Source organism: Burkholderia sp. 4M9327F10, assembly GCF_005503145.1.
Classification (GTDB): Bacteria; Pseudomonadota; Gammaproteobacteria; order Burkholderiales; family Burkholderiaceae; genus Paraburkholderia.
Genome location: NZ_SCNV01000006.1, coordinates 225,636 through 242,364, shown reverse-complemented (window position 1 = coordinate 242,364; position 16,729 = coordinate 225,636). Strand labels below are relative to the sequence as shown.

The following is a 16,729-nucleotide window of genomic DNA, read 5'->3' as shown; positions in this document are numbered from 1 at the left end:
GGCTGCTGGGGGGGCTGCGGGGGTGACTGTAAAGGCGGCAACGCCGCACGCGTCGGCCCGCTCGCCGGTGCTCGAAGTGCGCGAGCTGGCGGTCGACTACACCTTGCCCGGCCGCTGGTTCAGCCACACCCGCATGCGGGCCGTGCATCCGCTTTCATTTGCGCTGCACGCCGGTCAGACACTGGCGATTGTCGGCGAGTCGGGCAGCGGCAAGACCAGTGTCACGAAGGCGATCATGGGCCTCGCGAAGCGCGCCCAGGGCGAGGTGCTGCTGCATGGCGAGCCGTTTCTCGAGGCGGGCCGGGAACGCTTGCATGCTGCGCGCCGGGCAATCCAGATTGTGTTTCAGGACCCTTACTCGTCGCTCGATCCGCGCATGCGCGTCGATGCGCTGGTGCGCGAAGGCTTGCGCCTCGACCGCACGCTGGATGCGGCCGAACGCAGCGCGCGGGTGGCGGGCGCTCTCGCCGACGTGGGCCTTGCGGACTATGGCGCGCGCCTCGTGCATGAACTGTCCGGCGGCCAGCGGCAACGGGTCGCGATTGCGCGGGCACTCGCCAGCCGCCCGGCGGTGATCATCGCCGATGAGCCGGTGTCGGCGCTCGACGTGACCGTGCAAAAGCAGGTGCTCGACATGCTGGTGGCGTTGCAGGCCCGCTATGGGTTTGCCTGCCTGCTGATTTCGCACGATCTTGGCGTGGTGGAGCAGATTGCCGATCAGGTGGTCGTGATGCTGCGCGGCCATGTGATCGAAACGGGCAGCCGGGATGAGGTCTTCGACACGCCGCGCCATCCCTACACCCAGCGCCTGTTGCAGGCGGTTCCCGAGTTGCGTGGCGACCGGGAAAGCGGATTTAGCGTGCAAACCCGCGCGGTGCCCGCCGACCCCATGCCGCAACGGGACTATTTCAATCCCGAGCAGGGCGAGGGTGGCGCCGCGCACTGCATATTGGCCGAGGCGACGCCGGGTTGCCCGACACACCGCGTCGCCGTGCGCGGCGCGCCGGCGTAATCACCTGCTCACGATCGCGACGCATCCTCGCGCCGCGAGCCGCCGCCGACGCTTCGGCCGGCGTCGTGTGCCATTTGCCAGTAGCCCCAGATCGACACCAGCGTGAGCAGCCCGGCGCAGAGGAAGGCGATGCGGAAGTCGTCCAGCGTGAAGACGTGGCCCGAGGTCTCGCCGTTGAAGACGGCCGCGCCGCGCAACGCCACGGCGCCGAAGGCAATGCCGAGGCCAATTGTCATCTGCGCCGCCGCGCTCCACAGCGTGCTGGCCGCGCTCATCTGCGGCTGGGCCACGTCGGCATAGGCAAGGGTGGCGAGCGTCGAGAACTGCATCGAACGCGCCACGCCGTACACGAACACCACAAGCAGCACCCACGCCAGCGGCGACTCGGGCGTCAGCAGGCCGCAGGCGATCGTAAACACGCCCGCCACCGCCACATCCACGATCGACACCAGCCGGAAGCCATAACGCTGCAGGATGCGCGTGGTCAGCGCCTTCATGCCCAGGTTGCCGAGCGCGCTCGCCAGCAACAACAGCCCTGACTTGAAGGCCGACAGCCCGAAGCCGATCTGGAACAGCAGCGGCATTAGATAAGGCACGGCGCCAATTCCGATGCGCGTGAACGAGCCTGTCACCACCGTCACCGAGAAAGTGGGGATTTTCAGCGTCGAGACGTCGATCAGCGGGTGCGGATGGCGTTGCGCATGGCGGAACGCGATAAAGCCGAGCACCAGACCCGCCGCCACGAAGGCGCCGGCGATCCACGGGTTTTCGCCGGGCTGGCTGGCGAGTTCCGCGCCGTACAGGACCGAAGTGAGGGTGGCGCCGCTCAGCAGCAGGCCGACGACATCGAGCGGCCGGCGTTCGCTGCCGCGCAGGTTCGGCACCAGCGCGACGACCGCCGCCATGACCGCGATGCCGAACGGCACGTTCAGCAGGAAGATCCAGCGCCAGTTGGCGTAGGTGGTAATAAAGCCGCCCACCGGCGGTCCGACCACCGGCGCCACAATCGCCGGCCACGTGATGGTGGAAATCGCCTGCATCAGATGGCTCTTTTCGGTGCTGCGCACCACGATGAGCCGGCCGACCGGCACCATCATGGCCCCGCCCATGCCCTGCAGCAGACGCGCGGCGGTGAATTCGGCGACGTTTTGCGACATCCCGCACAACACCGAAGCCAGCGTGAACACGGCAATGGCGCTGAAGAACACCGTGCGCGAGCCGCAGCGATCGGCCACCCAGCCGCTGACCGGAATGAAAATTGCCAGCGCCAGCATATAGGCGGTCATGCCGAGGCTGAGGCTATTCGGCCCCACGCCGAAGGAGCGCGCCATTTGCGGCAAGGCCGTGGCGATCACCGTGGTGTCGAGGTACTCCATGAAAAAGGTCGCCGCGACGATGTACGGCAGCCAGCCAATGAAGCCTGGACGTGTTGGTGCGCCGCTCATTGCATCCCCCCGGGAGGCCAGGCTGGGACGGGGGCGTCGGCACGGACACGCTGCCGTTCGTGCGGATGTTGTCTACGTTTCATGCTTTTCCTGCTGTCTCTGAGGTAGAATAGCAAATCCCAATCACTGCGATTTAAACAATCAACTTTTTCTATTAAGCGTTTCTAGACATACTCTACTCACTTTCTCAACCACGTACCAAAGAGGACGCAGCAAATGCCGATCATCAACAGCCAAGTCAAACCTTTCAAGGCAACCGCTTACCACAACGGCGACTTCAAGACCGTCACCGAAGAAAGCCTCAAGGGCAAGTGGTCTGTTTTCGTGTTCTACCCGGCGGACTTCACGTTTGTGTGCCCGACCGAGTTGGGTGACCTGGCCGACCGTTACGCCGAATTCAAGAAGATTGGCGTTGAAATCTACAGCGTGTCGACCGATACGCATTTCACGCACAAGGCGTGGCACGACACCTCGGACACGATCCAGAAGATCCAGTATCCGATGATTGCCGATCCGACGCTTGCTATCTCGCGCAACTTCGACGTGCTGATCGAAGAAGAAGGCCTCGCGCTGCGCGGCACCTTCGTGGTCAACCCGGAAGGCGAAATCAAGCTGTGCGAAATCCACGACAACGGCATTGGCCGTGACGCCGGCGAACTGCTGCGCAAGGTGCAGGCAGCGCAATACATCGCGGCTCACCCGGGTGAAGTTTGCCCCGCCAAGTGGACGCCGGGCGCAGAAACGCTGACCCCGTCGCTCGACCTGATCGGCAAGATCTAAGCGCTCAGCCTAGTTCGCTGCTGCTTCACCGCTAGTTCAGATTCATTGCATCACGCGCCACTCGCTGGCGTGTCTCCGTGTGGACCGCTTCGCGCCCAGGCAGTTTCTGGCGCAAGCGGGCCGCACGGCTCCCCGCCACGCCATGTGTGGCGCCTGGAGCCCAACCTCTCGTCACGGAATTCGAATAGCCATGCTGGACGCCAATCTCAAGACTCAGTTGAAATCGTACCTGGAAAAGGTAAGCCGGCCGATCGAGATCGTCGCCTCGCTCGACGATAGCGCCAAATCGCAGGAACTGCAGGCGCTGCTCGACGACATCGCGTCGCTTTCGGAGCGCGTCACCGTGGTCGAGCGGCGTGGCGACCAGGAGCGCAAGCCCTCGTTCTCGATCGGCGAACCCGGCAAGGAAAGCGGCATCCGCTTCGCCGGCATCCCGATGGGACATGAATTTACCTCGCTCGTCCTCGCGCTGCTGCAGGTCGGCGGCCACCCCGTCAAACTCGACGACGCCGTGATCGAACAGATCCGCGAACTCGACGGCGACTATCAGTTTGAAACCTATTTCTCGCTGTCATGCCAGAACTGCCCGGAAGTCGTGCAGGCGCTGAACGTGATGGCCCTGATCAACCCGCGCATCCGCCACGTGGCGATTGACGGCGCGGTATTCCAGAACGAAGTCGAAGCGCGCCAGATCATGGCGGTGCCGACCATGTTCCTGAACGGCGAAGTGTTCGGCCAGGGCCGCAGCGGCGTGAAGGAAATTCTCGCCAAGCTCGACACCGGCGCAGGTGCCCGTGCTGCCAAGGAACTGGCGAAAAAGCCGGTGTTCGACGTGTTGATCGTCGGCGGCGGCCCTGCGGGTGCAGCGGCGGCGATTTACTCGGCGCGCAAGGGCATCAAGACGGGCGTGGTTGCGGAACGCTTCGGCGGCCAGGTGCTCGACACCCTCGCGATTGAAAATTTCGTCTCCGTTCAGGAGACCGAAGGACCGAAGTTCGCCACGGCGCTCGAGCAGCACGTGAAGAGCTATGAAGTGGACATCATGGACGTGCAGCGCGCCGAAGCGCTGGTTCCCGGCCGTATCAACGAAGTGCGCCTCGCGAACGGCGCGGTGCTGAAGGCGAAGACGATCGTGCTTGCCACCGGTGCCCGCTGGCGCGAAATCAACGTGCCGGGCGAGCGCGAGTACCGTAACCACGGCGTGGCCTACTGCCCGCACTGCGATGGCCCGCTGTTCAAGGGCAAGCGTGTGGCGGTGATCGGCGGCGGCAACTCGGGCGTCGAAGCGGCGATCGATCTGGCCGGCATCGTCCGCGAAGTCACGCTGCTGGAGTTCGGCGCGCAACTGCGCGCTGACGAAGTGCTGCAACGCAAGCTGCGCAGCCTCGCCAACGTGACCATCGTGACCCAGGCGCAGACCAGCGAGATCACCGGCGACGGCAAGAAGGTCAACGGGCTTGTCTATAAGGACCTGCGCTCGGGCGAAACGAAGCAGATCGAACTGGAAGGCGTGTTCGTGCAGATCGGTCTGGTGCCGAACACCGAATGGCTGAAGGGCACGGTCGAACTGTCGAAGCATGGCGAGATCGTCGTCGATGCCCGCGGCGCGACCTCCGTGCCGGGCGTGTTCGCGGCCGGCGACGTGACCACGGTGCCGTACAAGCAGATCGTCATTGCCGTGGGCGAGGGCGCGAAGGCTTCGCTGTCCGCGTTCGATCATCTGATCCGCAATAGCGCGGACGATGAGGTGGCAGTCGAGGAAGACGCCGCGCTCGTGGAAGGCTAAGCGTTCTTCGCACCCGGCGGGCGTGTCTGAGCGCCCGCCGCCCGGTGCCTGGCCTGTGTTGACTGCTGCATTGCAATAGAGCCCGCCTGAGTGCGGGCTCTATTGTTTTGTGCTGCCGTACTGCCCAGCGAAGGCCTTGCCAGCTTGCACCGGCGTATCTTGCGCGCGTTTTATTCACACGCTTGACCCACGCCACCGCTCACGCGGCCGCCACCACTTTGTTTGGAGTCCGATGCCTGGATTGATTGTTTGGTGAAGCGACTCGTCAGGCCATATAAATCTGAAAGCCCGACCAGACCTTTCGCCGCAAGCGCCTCAACGTATGCGGACGACGGGCACCCTACAACAAGGAGGGAGACAATGGCATCTACGCAAGCGGCGCCTGCGCGCTGGGTCGACAGCAAGCGCTACCTGTGGCTGCTCGGAGCGCTGACGATTACTTTGCCCTTGCACGCGGCCAATCTCGCGTTGCACACCGGCTGGCATATCTTCTGGTGGTTCGGCCCGATCTTCGTGTTCGGCATCATCCCGGTTCTCGACTACGTGATCGGCGACGACCCGAGCAATCCGCCCGAGGAAGTCGTCACCGTGCTCGAACGGGAGCGCTATTACCGGCGTATCGTCTACCTCGCGACGCTGATCGAATACGTGTCGTTCTTTGGCGCGCTCTGGATCGTCGGAACGCATGCGCTTGCCTGGTACGACTATCTGGGCTTTGCGCTATCGCTGGGCGCGGCCACCGGCGTCTCGATCAATACCGCTCACGAGCTCGGACACAAGACCGACCGCTTCGAGCGCTGGCTCGCCAAGCTCACGCTGGCGCCTGTTGCCTATGGGCACTTCTTTGTCGAGCACAACCGCGGGCACCATGTGCGGGTGGCCACGCCACCTGATCCGGCCAGCGCCCGCTACGGTGAATCGTTCTGGGCATTCTTGCCGCGCACCGTGTTCGGCAGCATTGCGTCGGCGTGGCGGCTGGAGAAGGAACGGCTGGCGCGCAACGGTCAGTCGCCGTGGACGTGGCGCAACGAGGTGCTGCATTCCTGGGCGATGACCGCTGTGCTGTGGGGTGCGATGATTGTGTCGTTCGGCAAGGTGGTGGTGCCGTTTCTGCTGATTCAGGCCGCATACGGTGCGTCGCTGCTCGAAGTGGTCAACTATCTGGAGCACTACGGGCTAGGCCGCAAGCGGTTGCCGAGCGGCCGCTACGAACGCTGCCGCCCTGAGCATTCGTGGAATAGCAATCGCGTCGTGACGAACCTGTTTCTGTACCAGTTGCAGCGCCATGCCGATCATCATGCCAATCCGACCCGCTCGTATCAGGCCCTGCGCCACTTCGACGGGGCGCCGCAACTGCCGTCGGGCTACGCGACGATGATCATGTTCGCGTATGTGCCGCCTCTGTGGTTCCGCGTAATGAACCCACGCGTGGTGGCGCATTATGGCGGCAATATGGAGCAGTCCAATATCAAGCCTGCGATTCGCGAGCGGGTGCTGGCGGAGTTTGCGGTGGCGCGGGGCTAAAGAAGGGCGATCGAGTTTGCCGAGCTAACCACTAGACCAGTATCTTTTAGGGATAAATCTGCCTAATAGATAGGTTTTTAAGAGGCAACCGTGTGGTGTCGGGCTCCGGCGGCATATCTTCTGGAATGCGTAGAAAAGAGAAATGGAATGGCCTGCACCCTGCGACTGTGATTGCTTTGCATCACTGGTAAGATCAATGTCGTCCGCGCGTGTGCCGATGATTTGACCACTTACCAACTCATTCCCGAAGCAACCATGGTTGATATTTCACATGAAACTGTCGAGCAAACGGAACATCGTCTCCGACGAGTAATCACAGAGGCGCGATTGCTGATATACCCTGACGCATATACGTTCGTTGAATTTCCGCTGGATCAATTTCCCAAGGCTGTGAGTTCCGATGCGCTTGCCCTTGTGCGAGACGACAACGTCTGGAGTCAGCTTGTTCCGAGCCGTGGTGTGGAGAAAGAACAATTCGGCATCTTTCGGTTCCATTTTCCTGCAGGTGCAGACAACAGCGGTTTCGTCGGCTGGCTAGCCACGCATCTCAAGAAACGATTTGGTACAGGCGTATTTGTGACGTGCGGACAGAATTACGCAGATGGCGGTATCTTTGATTATTGGGGCGTTCCTGCGGCGCTGGCAGAAGAAGTGTTTGATGAGATCAGGCAACTTGTCCAGGGGGCGTAGCCATCACCCTTAAAACTCACTGCCGGCGGAAACAGTGCGGATGGCGGTCGTATTTCGTTCATACGTTCACCGGCGGTCCGGGGGCGCAAGCAAGTGAAGCGAACATGAGATGGTTGCCCGCAAATTCGCAATGAACGCTGCCGTGCGCAGGCGTTCGATCGAATAGTCCGCACGCGAGATATTTGCAACTTGCCGCTCGGTGACAATCATACGCATACGGCGCCCCCGTCCCGTCAATTGCCTGATGTAGCTCGTACTCAATCGACCCCGCGAACGCCCGAGTGCCAGTCACGTCGGGTCTAGGCTAATACAGGCTATTGCCCAACCGGCATATTTTCCTGCGCACCGGGAAGCGGGTTAAAGCAAATCGCAATCAGGCCGTAAACACAGGGAGAGATCGGCAGCATTGTTAGAACGATCAGGAGGGCTGCATCATGACCGAGTCGGGACTGCAGGCAACCAACCTCACCCTGGATCAGGCGTCCGAGGCACCGCCGCCGGCTGCGGCAGCCTCTCCCGGCGAGCCCGCCGGACCCTCCACCGGGATAATTCCGGCCGAGCCCGCCGCTCCTTCCCCCATCGTCCTGCTCGTCGACGACGAGCCGAGCATTCTCTCGGCGCTCAAGCACGTCCTGCGTTCAGCGCGCTACGAAGTGCTGTGCGCAGAAAGCGGCGCCGCCGCACTCGAGATACTCGCCGCCACGGAAGTCGACCTGATCGTCTCCGACATGCGCATGCCCAATATGGACGGCGCGCAATTCCTGGCACAGGCGCGAGCAATCTATCCGCAGACCGTACGCATTCTCCTGACCGACCATGCCGAGCTCGATCCGGTGGTCGGCACGGTCAAGGAGGGTGGGATCTACCGTTGCCTCACCAAGCCTTGGGACGACCACGATCTGCTGCTGACGCTCGAACAGGCGCTTGAAAAACGCCAGCTACTCAAGGAGACCGAGCGGCTGGTCGGGCTTGCGCAGCAGCAAAACGAGGAATTGCGCCGTTTCAACGCCAACCTCGAAGCACAAGTGCTGGCGCGCACCGAGGAGATCGGTCAGACCTTGATGTTCCTCGAAGATGCGCAAAAGGATCTGAAGAACAATTTTGCGGCCATGGTGCAGGTCTGCGCGAGCATGATAGAGCTGCGCTGTGGCCTGTTGGGCGGCGAGTCGTTGCGGGTTGGCGAAGCGGCAAGGCATCTGGCGTTCGCCTTCGACATGAGCCCGGCGCAGGCGCAGGAGTTGTTCTTCGCGGGGCTGCTGCACGGCATCGGCAAGCTCTCGCTGCCCGACGAACTGCTGCATAAATCGCTTGACCGGCTCACAGCGGAGGAAAGTCAGCTTTACTACCAGCACCCGCTGCGCGCGCAAATGGTGCTGACGCCGGTGCATCAACTGGATCGTGTGGCCTACCTGATCCGCCATCAGTACGAACGCTTCAACGGCCGCGGCACGCCCGATAACCTCGAGGGTGCCGAGATCCCATTGGGTGCGCGGATTCTGGCGGTGGCGCGCGACTTCGAAGGGCTGCGCCGCGGCGGTATTGTCCGCCAGCCGGTGTCGACCGAGCAGGCGCTCACGATGCTCAAATCGCAAGCCGGCACGCGCTACGACCCGGAGGTGGTCGACCGTTTCGTGGAACTGGTGAGGAATCCGGCCGGTCTCGGCGGCGCGGCGCAGGTGCTGGAGATCAACGGCTCGCAACTGGAGCAGGGCATGCGGCTTGCCGACGACCTGCGCACCGCGCGAGGCGTGCTACTGCTGACCAAGAACAGCGTTGTGTCGAGCCATCAGGTGGCTCAGGTGCGGCAGTTCGAGGCTCAGGAGGACGCACCGTTCTGCATTCTGATTCAGGCGGATTCGGTGCCCGGCGCGCATCGCGCGGGGCATGAGGTCAAGGCAGCCGCTGTGTAGCACGCAGCGGCGCGCGCTCAGGCTTCGCCGTGCTCCGCGTGATCGTGGCGCACGGGGGTTTCGTCGGCCACCGCCGCGCAAACGGCGTCGGCAAAACGCTGCAACGAAGAGAGCGAGCCGCTGACGCTATGATAGGTTTCCCGGCCAATGCGGGCATCGAGCAGGATCTGTAACCCTGCTGTCCGGGCAATTTTGACGATATCCATGGCCGTCCCCTGGTGAAGCGGCAAGCAGACTGTTATTCCGCATCGGGCAAGTCGCATCTTGGTGCGCTGGATCGCTTGCTCGCGCGAAGCTGGCGAATGAGCGTGGATTCCTGTGAACCACGCTTGAATCGTAGTTGCGCCATTTATCGGGCGATGGTTCGAACAACAGGCAATATGCGGGGCAATTCGCTTGTTCGGCGTGCTGCGTGAAGGGGGAAAGCAAGGGCGGCCTTGTCGTGACTTGCGGCACGGGCCCGTGCTGGGGGCGCGTTTCCTCGCGCCCGATTTCTTCCATTAAGACCAAAGCTCCGACATCTCGATGTTGCGCAGGTCGAACACCAGCACTTCGGCGTCGTGCCCCTGCGTGAACGTCAAGACCTGTTCGTTGCGCACCCGCGCGCCGTCGCCTTCTCCGAGCGCAACGCCGTTCACGGTAACGCTGCCGCGCGCCACGTGGACATACGCATAGCGGTCAGCGGCCAGTTCCAGGCGGGCGCTCTCGTCGCCGTCGAACAGGCCCGCGTAGACACGCGTGTCCTGTTGCACCATCAGCGACTCATGGGCGCCGTCCGGCGAAATGACAAGCCGCAGCGCACCGCGTTTTTCCGCCGCGCCGAAATGGCTTTGCTGGTAGCGCGGCGGCGTGCCTTTGAGCGCCGGTGCAATCCAGATCTGCAGGAAGTGCACGGGGTCGCTGTGCGAATGGTTGTATTCGCTGTGGGCGACGCCAGTGCCCGCGCTCATCAACTGGATGTCGCCAGGCACGATCACCGAACCGGTGCCCATGGTGTCCTTGTGTTCCAGCGCGCCTTCCAGCACGTACGAAAAGATTTCCATATCGCGGTGTGGATGCTTGCCGAAACCTTGAGCCGGTGCGACGCGGTCGTCGTTGATCACCAGTAGGTCGGAAAAGCCGTTCTGCTTCGGGTCGTGGTAGTTGGCGAAGGAAAACGTATGACGCGAGCTGAGCCAGCCGTGCTCCGCGCGGCCGCGTTGATTGGCGTGTCTGATGTCGAGCATGTTCTTTCTCCTTGACTGTGCGATCCGGCGAAGGTTGTCGTCCGTGATCCATGAACAGCAGTGTACGTCAATCAATGTGCTTATAATCATGCCTGAATCGGAAACACTGTCGCATTCAGGTAGACAATGTTCGGGCAGCAATCAGGCTAAGTGGTCAGGAGCAAGGCAACAGGAGTAAGGCGATGCAACTCGAAGACATGCGGATCTTCGTCGCCACCGTGGATGCGCGCAATTTCACCGCCGCGGCCAACCGGCTGGCGCTGTCGAAGCAGTTCGTCAGCCGGCGCGTCATGGCGCTCGAAGAGGCGCTCGGTGTGCGGCTTCTGATCCGCAACACGCGCAAGCTCGCCGTCACCGAACTCGGCCAGGAGTTTTACGAGCGGGCGCGGCGCATTCTTGGCGAGGTGGAGGAAGCGGAACAGGCCATGTCGCTGCGGCGCGGGGCGCCGCATGGGCTGCTGCGCCTGAGTGCGCCGATGTCGTTCGGCATGGTGCATCTGTCACCGCTGGTGGCCATGTTCCTCAGGAAGCACACCGACGTGCGCTTCGATATGGAGCTGAGCGACCGCACCGTCGATGTGGTCGGCGAAGGTTTCGACATGGCGATTCGCATCGGCACGCTGGCCGACTCCACGCTGATCGCGCAAAAGCTCGCCGAAGTGCGGATGGTGGCCTGTTGCAGCCCGCAGTATCTGCGCCGGCGCGGCACGCCCGCGGAGCCTGGCGATCTGGAGGGGCACGCGTGCCTCGCGTACGGACATGGTGGCCCGGCGAGCTGGGAGTTCGTGGTGGACGGCGCGCACAAGGCGGTCGAAGTGCGCGGGCCGCTGCGGGCGAACAACGGTGAGTTGATCCGTGACGCCGCCATCGCTGGGCTGGGGATTGCCCGCCTGCCGGATTTCATCGTCGCGGCGGCGCTCGGGAGCGGCGAACTCGTCAGCGTGCTGGAGCCGTTTTTGCCCCGGCCGGCGGCGCTTTATGCGGTCTATCCACTGCACCGGCAAAGCTCCAGCACGATCCAGGCGTTCACCGCGTTCCTGCGTGAGCAACTGACGAAAACGTTGCGTGCCTGAGTGCATCTGTTCTCGCCTCTGCTTCCGCCTCCGATTCCGCCTCTGATTCCACCTTGCAGCGCTTTAGCGATCAGGCCCGGATATTGCAACCGTCAAACCGGGCGGAACGGCGCCGCATCGACCGTGAAGCCAGCCTCGCGGGTGCGTTTTGCCAGCAGTGGCTACACTTGCAGCCAGCGGCTCGATGGTCTGTGCTGACCGCTGAAAAAATTACATGGCGAGGCAGGTCAGCGTGGCAGCCATTACAGTCACGCCGGGGAATTCGGAACGCGGGCAGTCAATTCATTCGCGCTCAGCGCGATCGGAGGATTGGTGTCGAACAGACGTACAACGCGGGCGGTCCCAAGCCCCAACCATCCGGCGGCAGCGCGTACGCCCTGGCTGGCCGTCGCCGCTCTTGCGGGCCTGGCTGTCATGCCTGCCCCAGCCAGGGCTCAAACGCCAGCGCCGCTGCAGGAGTGGCAGTATTCCGCAGGGGTTCCGCTGGAGAAGCTGATGGAGCCGCAGATTCCCACCTGGCAAATCGCGGTGGGTGCTGCAGCAGCCTTTCAGCCGCGCTATGACGGTGCAGACCGTTATCACTTCGAGGGCGGCCCAAGCGTCGACATCCGCTATAGCGACCTTTATTTCGTTTCAACGGGGGAGGGCTTTGGCGCCAACGTGCTGCAGGGTCCTAACTGGCGGATCAGCATTGCCGCTGCCTACGATCTGGGCCGGCGCGGCCAGGACGACGACGAGCATCTGCACGGCCTAGGCAACATCAACCCGGCGCCTGAGCTCAAGCTGGCCGCTGATTACGTCATCTCGAAGAGCTTCCCGATGGTCTTGCGTGCCGATATCCGGCGCAGCTTCGGCGGCTCGAACGGCTGGATTGGCGATCTGGGCGCATATATGCCTTTGCCGGGCAGCTCGAAGACATTCTTCTGGTTCGCCGGGCCGAGCCTGACGTTTGCGGATTCGAAGTACATGAACAGCTGGTTCGGCGTCAGCGAGGCCCAGGCTGCCGACTCCAGCTACTCGTACTATCACGCGAGTGCCGGCCTTAAGTCGGCGGGCTTTGGCGTCAGCGCGATCTGGTTTTTCCAGAAGCACTGGTTTGCGTCCTGCGACTTCGCGCTCGAACAGCTTGTGGGTAGCGCGGCGCGCAGCCCGATTACACAGCGTTCGTCCAACGGCGTGCTGGATCTCTCGATCAATTACCAGTTCTGAGCAGGCAGGGCCAACGCTCGGGTGGCGCGGCCCGGCCGCGCCACGGTGCGTGTCTAGCAGAGCGCAGCCGGCGCTGCAGCGAGCGCGTGATTTTGTCCCGCCCTGAGCAGACCTTCGACCATGCGCGCCTCGGCCCGCGCGATCGTTTCGAGCGAGGCCGCCGACAGTTGGGCATCCAGGACCGAAAGCGCCGCGCACAGGTGCGGATACGCGTCATCGCTCAGGCTCCAGTGGTCCTGCCGATGCTCGGCGGCGTCGAGCTGAACCATCGCGGCGTGCGCCCCTTCGACATACACCAGACCTTCCGGCTCAAGTCCGAGACGGCACAGTTCCTCGGAGACCAGAAAGTGCCGGCCAAGGGTCATGAACAGATCCCGTGAGCCATGGCCGCGCCGGAACGCATCGAGGGCGGTATAGCACTGCAGGAGCATCGCCTGCGTGACCGGCTCGTGCGCCGCGCGGCTGAAAGTGAGGGCGCGCAGCAGCGGCGACATGGCCGGCTGGTTGCGTTTGCGGCTGTGCGACTTATTGGGCATGACGGTTTGACCTCGTTCTGTAACGCTCGACCCGCCGCCGGAGCTTTCTGCAGGGAGTGCACCGGCGGGGTAGTAAGCAACCATGAGTGTGCGTCTTGTCACCATCATGGCAAGCGACAATTAAAGCAAGCTTAAATCGCAAGCGTGAGGTGAACGGGATCATTACGATCGCGAGTCCGGCGGCCGGTTGCCGAAAAAAAAGCCCTGTCCCGTTGGGGACAGGGCTCGACAGGATGGAAGAGTCGCACAGGCGCGTGGATGCATGCCGACCTGTTCCCATCGCAACAACGCTGTTGAAACGAACTGCTGCTTAAAACGTGGTCCTTTACCTCTACTTTGCTGCAAACCCCTGTTACTTTTGTTGCATGTGATGCGAGAAGCGTTTTGGTGATGCATTTACTGCTACTGCGTGAGGACTACTGGTACGGCTTGCTGCGTGGTCGATACATGGTGCTGCTTTACGCCTGCTGCCTACTGCGCGTTCTTACCAGGTGTTGCCTGTTGCTGACTGCCGTCTTGCGTGCTGCGTGATGCGTGCCAATACAGCGGCGTGTTGCTACTGCGGTTTTCCACTACTGCCGTTCACCACTACTGCGGTTCTCTACTGCCACTTCTGAAACTGCCCTGCAGGTACGGTCAAAACAACGCGGGGGGAAGACCGCGTATGGGCGGGATGGTCCGTCGCGCCCATGGAAACCAGTGTAAAGAGGAACCCATGAAAACGATCCGGCGAAACGAGGGGAATTGACGGCGCAGTTCAACGAATTGCCAGAGGGTGCTGTCCACAGCGGGTTAAAGTGCGCTCGGTTCTGATGCACTTGTACCTGTGCGACGGTTAAAGGGTGGCGGCTGCCACCTCATGCAAGGATCGCGCTCACCGGGACATTGGCCTCGCTGATGCCGGCACGCCGATCATGTTCATCAGGCGTCGTTCTTCATCGCACTGTCCCTTGTCTAGCTCAATTCAGCTTCGTCTAGTTCGATTTGGCCGACATCGCAATGTGGGTTCTTTGTTGCGTCTCCAGCGGCGGCGGGGCATTGCCGGTTAATCACAGCGTGTCATCCAGCCGTCGTGATCTCTCACGTAGCCTGTCATCCAACGCGAGGGAGGGTATATCGTCAGATGAGTTGTTGCCGTTTTCGCGCCTTACTCAATTGATATGGATAACGAATCAAATTGCAGCGATGTGTTCCGGAAACCGAAGTGGCGTTCCTGATGCAGAGGGACTCTGCTTTATTCGGCAAGCCGTCGTTGCTACGGCGCATGAGGAGTCAGCCATGTTCCACGCTGCGAGCCTTGCGTTGCGCACCGAAGCGGTGCTGCCGTGCTCGATCTTGCGCACCTTGGGGCGCACAACGCACACGAGCATGCAAGCGTTAAATCTGATATTTGGTCAAAAGACCGTCAGGCGGTCAGTTGACCAGATCGGCATAAAACTTGCCTCAATCAGCCGGGTGAGCAGCGCATGCGGGGTGGCCAGGTCGCGCCCTGGCCGGTTTGCGCAGCGTGTGGAATATGGACCTGTCGCGTCGGGCTGGAGGACTGTCACGCACTGGAAAGGAAGCAATCCACGAACGGGAGGACATCATGTTCGAGTCCGCGCCTATTACGGCCAGCAAGGTAGTGGATGGAGAAACCGTGCGCGCCGAATATCTGTGCGATACGGGACGTCTGCGCATTATCGGTGAGCGAGCCGTGCATGCAGAATGGTTCCCACCGCATTCATGGTTCGCGATTGCATCGAGTTCGGGGCATAGCCGTTGGGGCACCCAGCCGGACGAAGCCGACCTGTTGCTGCTGATCGACAATTACATGGGGTATTCGCGTCACGACGGCTTCGCGCTCGTGCGGCGTTAATCGCAACAAAGCAGTCCCTGGCGTACAGCAACAGCTTCTCCTCAAAGCGTGCTGTAATTCTGACCAGATCTGGACGTGACTCAAACTCTCCATGCAGATTAATATCCTGCTTCAGACCGGGGCAGCGAGGCGCAATCGCCATGGCTACCATTCATCGTGAGATATTGATCGACGCGCCGCCCGGGCAAGTCTGGGATGCCGTGCGCGATATCGGCGCACTGCATACACGTCTGGTGCCGGGCTTCGTCGCCGATACGCAACTGGAGGATGGGGCGCGCATCGTCACCTTCTGCAATGGTATGGTTGCACGTGAACTGATCATTGATGTCGATGACACAACCCGCCGGATCGCGTGGGCAACGGTTGGCACCGCCATGAAACATTACAGCGCTTCCTTCCAGGTATTCCCTGAAAATGGGCGTACACGCGGCGTCTGGATTGCCGATTTATTGCCTCATGAAATGGCGCCTGCTATTGCTGCGATGATCGAGCAAGGCCTTGCCGCGATGAAGCGTGCCATGGAAATGCCGCTTGACCGGTGATAGCACCCGAAACGTCCCGCTGGAGCGAACGAAATGCTAGTCCATATTTTCCGGGGTCCGGGTCGCGTGTTCGGTTTCACGCTGGATGAGGCCGGGGCGAATTTGCCTGCCATGTTCGCCCCTTGGGTTTCATTTAAATCGGTCGAACTGAATCGCGATCAAGCGACGCCCGGCGTGAAGCCGGGCGAGTGTCTTGACGATATTGCGGAACATGGCTTTCACATTACCGATGCTCACGTTCGCATAGCCGACAAGGTAATCTCAGGCCACGCTTAGTCCGCCCGCGGAGATTGTGAGGACCGGTTGCGCCGGATGCTGAAAATAGCGCTATTGCGTGAGCGGAGTCTTCAGCATTAACCGTGACTGTCGACCCAGGCGCGCGCCCAATCGAGGCCCGCGAGGCGGGCGTCATCCTCGCTATCGAAGGTGCCGAGCACACCGGAGCCTTCCACCAGCTTGCTGCCGCGGGTAATCGTGCCGCTCGCGGCGTAGCCGTCGTTCTGGACGATGGCATGGCCCCAGATCGCATAGCCCTTGTAGGTTTCAGATTCCATTTCTTGTCTGCATAAGAGGCTATGCCGGTTGCGGCCCAGACCGCAACGACGGCGTGTGATTCCCAGCGCGCCCCTGGTTGTGACCGTTAGCGAAGCACGGAAACAGGCATATGCCCGGTACTCACCTGCAGGATATTGCCTTCCGGCGTCACGATCCGGGGAATGTCGATAAACCGCGGATTCGTCGCTTTTTTCGACGCATCGTTGCCGGCGTGCTTACCTGCCGACGCTTTCGCGAGCGGGTCTGCGATACGGCGCGGCGCTGCCTTGGTCATGCCATGCGAGAGAAGCGCCGTTTTGCCGGTCCTGGGTTTGCATTTGCCGACCGGCTGGCCAATGCGAGCCTCTGGCGGGTTCCAGATCTCCACATAATGCTCGCCCGCCACGGCGGTTGACGCGACCGCCAGCAGCAGGGCGGCCGCGCTCACGAATCGCAGCATGTCTTCTCCGTAGGTTCGCCCGACAGGGCCCGGTGCGCTAAACAGCACGGCAACTTGCCTCAGTTCCCGCGCATGAACCGTCACAGCCTTCGCGGCAATGACGGTCACGCACTGCGCGGCCGACGCGCAATTGACGCCCAGGAA

General features: G+C 62.0%; 17 protein-coding genes. 11 read left to right on the top strand and 6 right to left on the bottom strand.

Translation table 11 applies throughout. The annotated features are described in order from the left end of the window. On the top strand, nucleotides 1-1,012 hold a 1,012-nt coding region (locus tag FFS45_RS09385; RefSeq protein WP_137954343.1), incomplete at its 5' end, for an ATP-binding cassette domain-containing protein. 8 nt (nucleotides 1,013-1,020) lie between these two features. Here the strand turns inward: FFS45_RS09385 and FFS45_RS09380 are convergent. Next, a complete protein-coding gene (locus FFS45_RS09380; protein ID WP_137954342.1) occupies nucleotides 1,021-2,457 on the bottom strand; it encodes an MFS transporter in 1,437 nt (478 codons plus the stop codon). Between the two features lie 216 nt (nucleotides 2,458-2,673). Between FFS45_RS09380 and ahpC the strand changes: the two genes are divergently transcribed. The 5 genes from ahpC (at nucleotide 2,674) to FFS45_RS09355 (ending at nucleotide 9,147) form a co-directional block, all read left to right on the top strand. Further along, on the top strand, nucleotides 2,674-3,237 hold the full coding sequence (gene ahpC, locus FFS45_RS09375) for an alkyl hydroperoxide reductase subunit C (protein WP_137954341.1): 564 nt from the start codon (nucleotides 2,674-2,676) through the stop codon (nucleotides 3,235-3,237). 190 nt (nucleotides 3,238-3,427) lie between these two features. Then, complete coding sequence (gene ahpF, locus FFS45_RS09370; protein WP_137954340.1) at nucleotides 3,428-5,023, top strand: alkyl hydroperoxide reductase subunit F; 1,596 nt, start codon at nucleotides 3,428-3,430, stop codon at nucleotides 5,021-5,023. A gap of 360 nt (nucleotides 5,024-5,383) precedes the next feature. Continuing rightward, nucleotides 5,384-6,547, top strand: a complete 1,164-nt coding sequence (locus FFS45_RS09365; RefSeq protein WP_137954339.1) for an alkane 1-monooxygenase — start codon at nucleotides 5,384-5,386, stop codon at nucleotides 6,545-6,547. Nucleotides 6,548-6,802: 255 nt separating this feature from the next. Beyond that, nucleotides 6,803-7,237: a DUF6196 family protein gene (locus tag FFS45_RS09360; RefSeq protein ID WP_137954366.1), complete on the top strand. Its 435-nt coding sequence runs from the start codon at nucleotides 6,803-6,805 to the stop codon at nucleotides 7,235-7,237. A 434-nt stretch (nucleotides 7,238-7,671) separates the two neighbouring features. After that, nucleotides 7,672-9,147: an HD domain-containing phosphohydrolase gene (locus tag FFS45_RS09355; RefSeq protein WP_137954338.1), complete on the top strand. Its 1,476-nt coding sequence runs from the start codon at nucleotides 7,672-7,674 to the stop codon at nucleotides 9,145-9,147. A gap of 17 nt (nucleotides 9,148-9,164) precedes the next feature. Here FFS45_RS09355 and FFS45_RS09350 read toward each other — a convergent pair whose 3' ends face one another. Both FFS45_RS09350 and FFS45_RS09345 read right to left on the bottom strand, forming a co-directional pair. Then, nucleotides 9,165-9,353, bottom strand: a complete 189-nt coding sequence (locus FFS45_RS09350) for a hypothetical protein (protein ID WP_137954337.1) — start codon at nucleotides 9,351-9,353, stop codon at nucleotides 9,165-9,167. Nucleotides 9,354-9,647: 294 nt separating this feature from the next. Then, the gene (locus FFS45_RS09345; protein WP_137954336.1) at nucleotides 9,648-10,373 is read right to left on the bottom strand and encodes a pirin family protein; all 726 of its coding nucleotides are present in this window, start codon (nucleotides 10,371-10,373) and stop codon (nucleotides 9,648-9,650) included. Between the two features lie 182 nt (nucleotides 10,374-10,555). Here FFS45_RS09345 and FFS45_RS09340 point away from each other — a divergent pair, with 182 nt between their 5' ends. Then, nucleotides 10,556-11,446, top strand: a complete 891-nt coding sequence (locus FFS45_RS09340) for a LysR family transcriptional regulator (RefSeq protein WP_137954335.1) — start codon at nucleotides 10,556-10,558, stop codon at nucleotides 11,444-11,446. A 381-nt stretch (nucleotides 11,447-11,827) separates the two neighbouring features. After that, nucleotides 11,828-12,655 carry a MipA/OmpV family protein gene (locus tag FFS45_RS09335; RefSeq protein ID WP_349292312.1) on the top strand — a complete coding sequence of 276 codons (828 nt, stop codon included), beginning with the start codon at nucleotides 11,828-11,830 and terminating at the stop codon, nucleotides 12,653-12,655. Between the two features lie 53 nt (nucleotides 12,656-12,708). Here the strand turns inward: FFS45_RS09335 and FFS45_RS09330 are convergent, their stop codons facing one another. Continuing rightward, nucleotides 12,709-13,191 carry a hypothetical protein gene (locus tag FFS45_RS09330; RefSeq protein ID WP_137954333.1) on the bottom strand — a complete coding sequence of 161 codons (483 nt, stop codon included), beginning with the start codon at nucleotides 13,189-13,191 and terminating at the stop codon, nucleotides 12,709-12,711. Between the two features lie 1,588 nt (nucleotides 13,192-14,779). On the opposite strand from FFS45_RS09330, the gene FFS45_RS09325 reads away from it, so the two are divergent. The 3 genes from FFS45_RS09325 to FFS45_RS09315 all read left to right on the top strand — a co-directional run bounded on the left by FFS45_RS09325 (nucleotide 14,780) and on the right by FFS45_RS09315 (nucleotide 15,867). Continuing rightward, nucleotides 14,780-15,049, top strand: coding sequence for a hypothetical protein (locus FFS45_RS09325; RefSeq protein ID WP_137954332.1), 270 nt, complete (start codon nucleotides 14,780-14,782; stop codon nucleotides 15,047-15,049). A gap of 140 nt (nucleotides 15,050-15,189) precedes the next feature. Beyond that, nucleotides 15,190-15,591, top strand: a complete 402-nt coding sequence (locus FFS45_RS09320) for an SRPBCC family protein (RefSeq protein WP_137954331.1) — start codon at nucleotides 15,190-15,192, stop codon at nucleotides 15,589-15,591. Nucleotides 15,592-15,624: 33 nt separating this feature from the next. Further along, nucleotides 15,625-15,867, top strand: a complete 243-nt coding sequence (locus FFS45_RS09315; RefSeq protein ID WP_137954330.1) for a hypothetical protein — start codon at nucleotides 15,625-15,627, stop codon at nucleotides 15,865-15,867. Between the two features lie 77 nt (nucleotides 15,868-15,944). Here FFS45_RS09315 and FFS45_RS09310 read toward each other — a convergent pair whose 3' ends face one another. Together FFS45_RS09310 and FFS45_RS09305 are read right to left on the bottom strand one after the other, a co-directional pair. Continuing rightward, nucleotides 15,945-16,145: a hypothetical protein gene (locus tag FFS45_RS09310; protein ID WP_137954329.1), complete on the bottom strand. Its 201-nt coding sequence runs from the start codon at nucleotides 16,143-16,145 to the stop codon at nucleotides 15,945-15,947. Between the two features lie 86 nt (nucleotides 16,146-16,231). Further along, nucleotides 16,232-16,585, bottom strand: coding sequence for a hypothetical protein (locus FFS45_RS09305; RefSeq protein WP_137954328.1), 354 nt, complete (start codon nucleotides 16,583-16,585; stop codon nucleotides 16,232-16,234). Between the last annotated feature and the right edge of the window lie 144 nt (nucleotides 16,586-16,729).

Coding starts and splice junctions, on each gene's coding strand:
- FFS45_RS09360 (WP_137954366.1), top strand. CDS start 6,803: ATGGTTGATATTTCACATGAAACTGTCGAGCAAACGGAACATCGTCTC.
- FFS45_RS09340 (WP_137954335.1), top strand. CDS start 10,556: ATGCAACTCGAAGACATGCGGATCTTCGTCGCCACCGTGGATGCGCGC.
- FFS45_RS09320 (WP_137954331.1), top strand. CDS start 15,190: ATGGCTACCATTCATCGTGAGATATTGATCGACGCGCCGCCCGGGCAA.
- FFS45_RS09325 (WP_137954332.1), top strand. CDS start 14,780: ATGTTCGAGTCCGCGCCTATTACGGCCAGCAAGGTAGTGGATGGAGAA.
- FFS45_RS09305 (WP_137954328.1), bottom strand. CDS start 16,585: ATGCTGCGATTCGTGAGCGCGGCCGCCCTGCTGCTGGCGGTCGCGTCA.
- FFS45_RS09310 (WP_137954329.1), bottom strand. CDS start 16,145: ATGGAATCTGAAACCTACAAGGGCTATGCGATCTGGGGCCATGCCATC.
- FFS45_RS09380 (WP_137954342.1), bottom strand. CDS start 2,457: ATGAGCGGCGCACCAACACGTCCAGGCTTCATTGGCTGGCTGCCGTAC.
- FFS45_RS09365 (WP_137954339.1), top strand. CDS start 5,384: ATGGCATCTACGCAAGCGGCGCCTGCGCGCTGGGTCGACAGCAAGCGC.
- FFS45_RS09315 (WP_137954330.1), top strand. CDS start 15,625: ATGCTAGTCCATATTTTCCGGGGTCCGGGTCGCGTGTTCGGTTTCACG.
- ahpF (WP_137954340.1), top strand. CDS start 3,428: ATGCTGGACGCCAATCTCAAGACTCAGTTGAAATCGTACCTGGAAAAG.
- FFS45_RS09345 (WP_137954336.1), bottom strand. CDS start 10,373: ATGCTCGACATCAGACACGCCAATCAACGCGGCCGCGCGGAGCACGGC.
- ahpC (WP_137954341.1), top strand. CDS start 2,674: ATGCCGATCATCAACAGCCAAGTCAAACCTTTCAAGGCAACCGCTTAC.
- FFS45_RS09350 (WP_137954337.1), bottom strand. CDS start 9,353: ATGGATATCGTCAAAATTGCCCGGACAGCAGGGTTACAGATCCTGCTC.
- FFS45_RS09355 (WP_137954338.1), top strand. CDS start 7,672: ATGACCGAGTCGGGACTGCAGGCAACCAACCTCACCCTGGATCAGGCG.
- FFS45_RS09330 (WP_137954333.1), bottom strand. CDS start 13,191: ATGCCCAATAAGTCGCACAGCCGCAAACGCAACCAGCCGGCCATGTCG.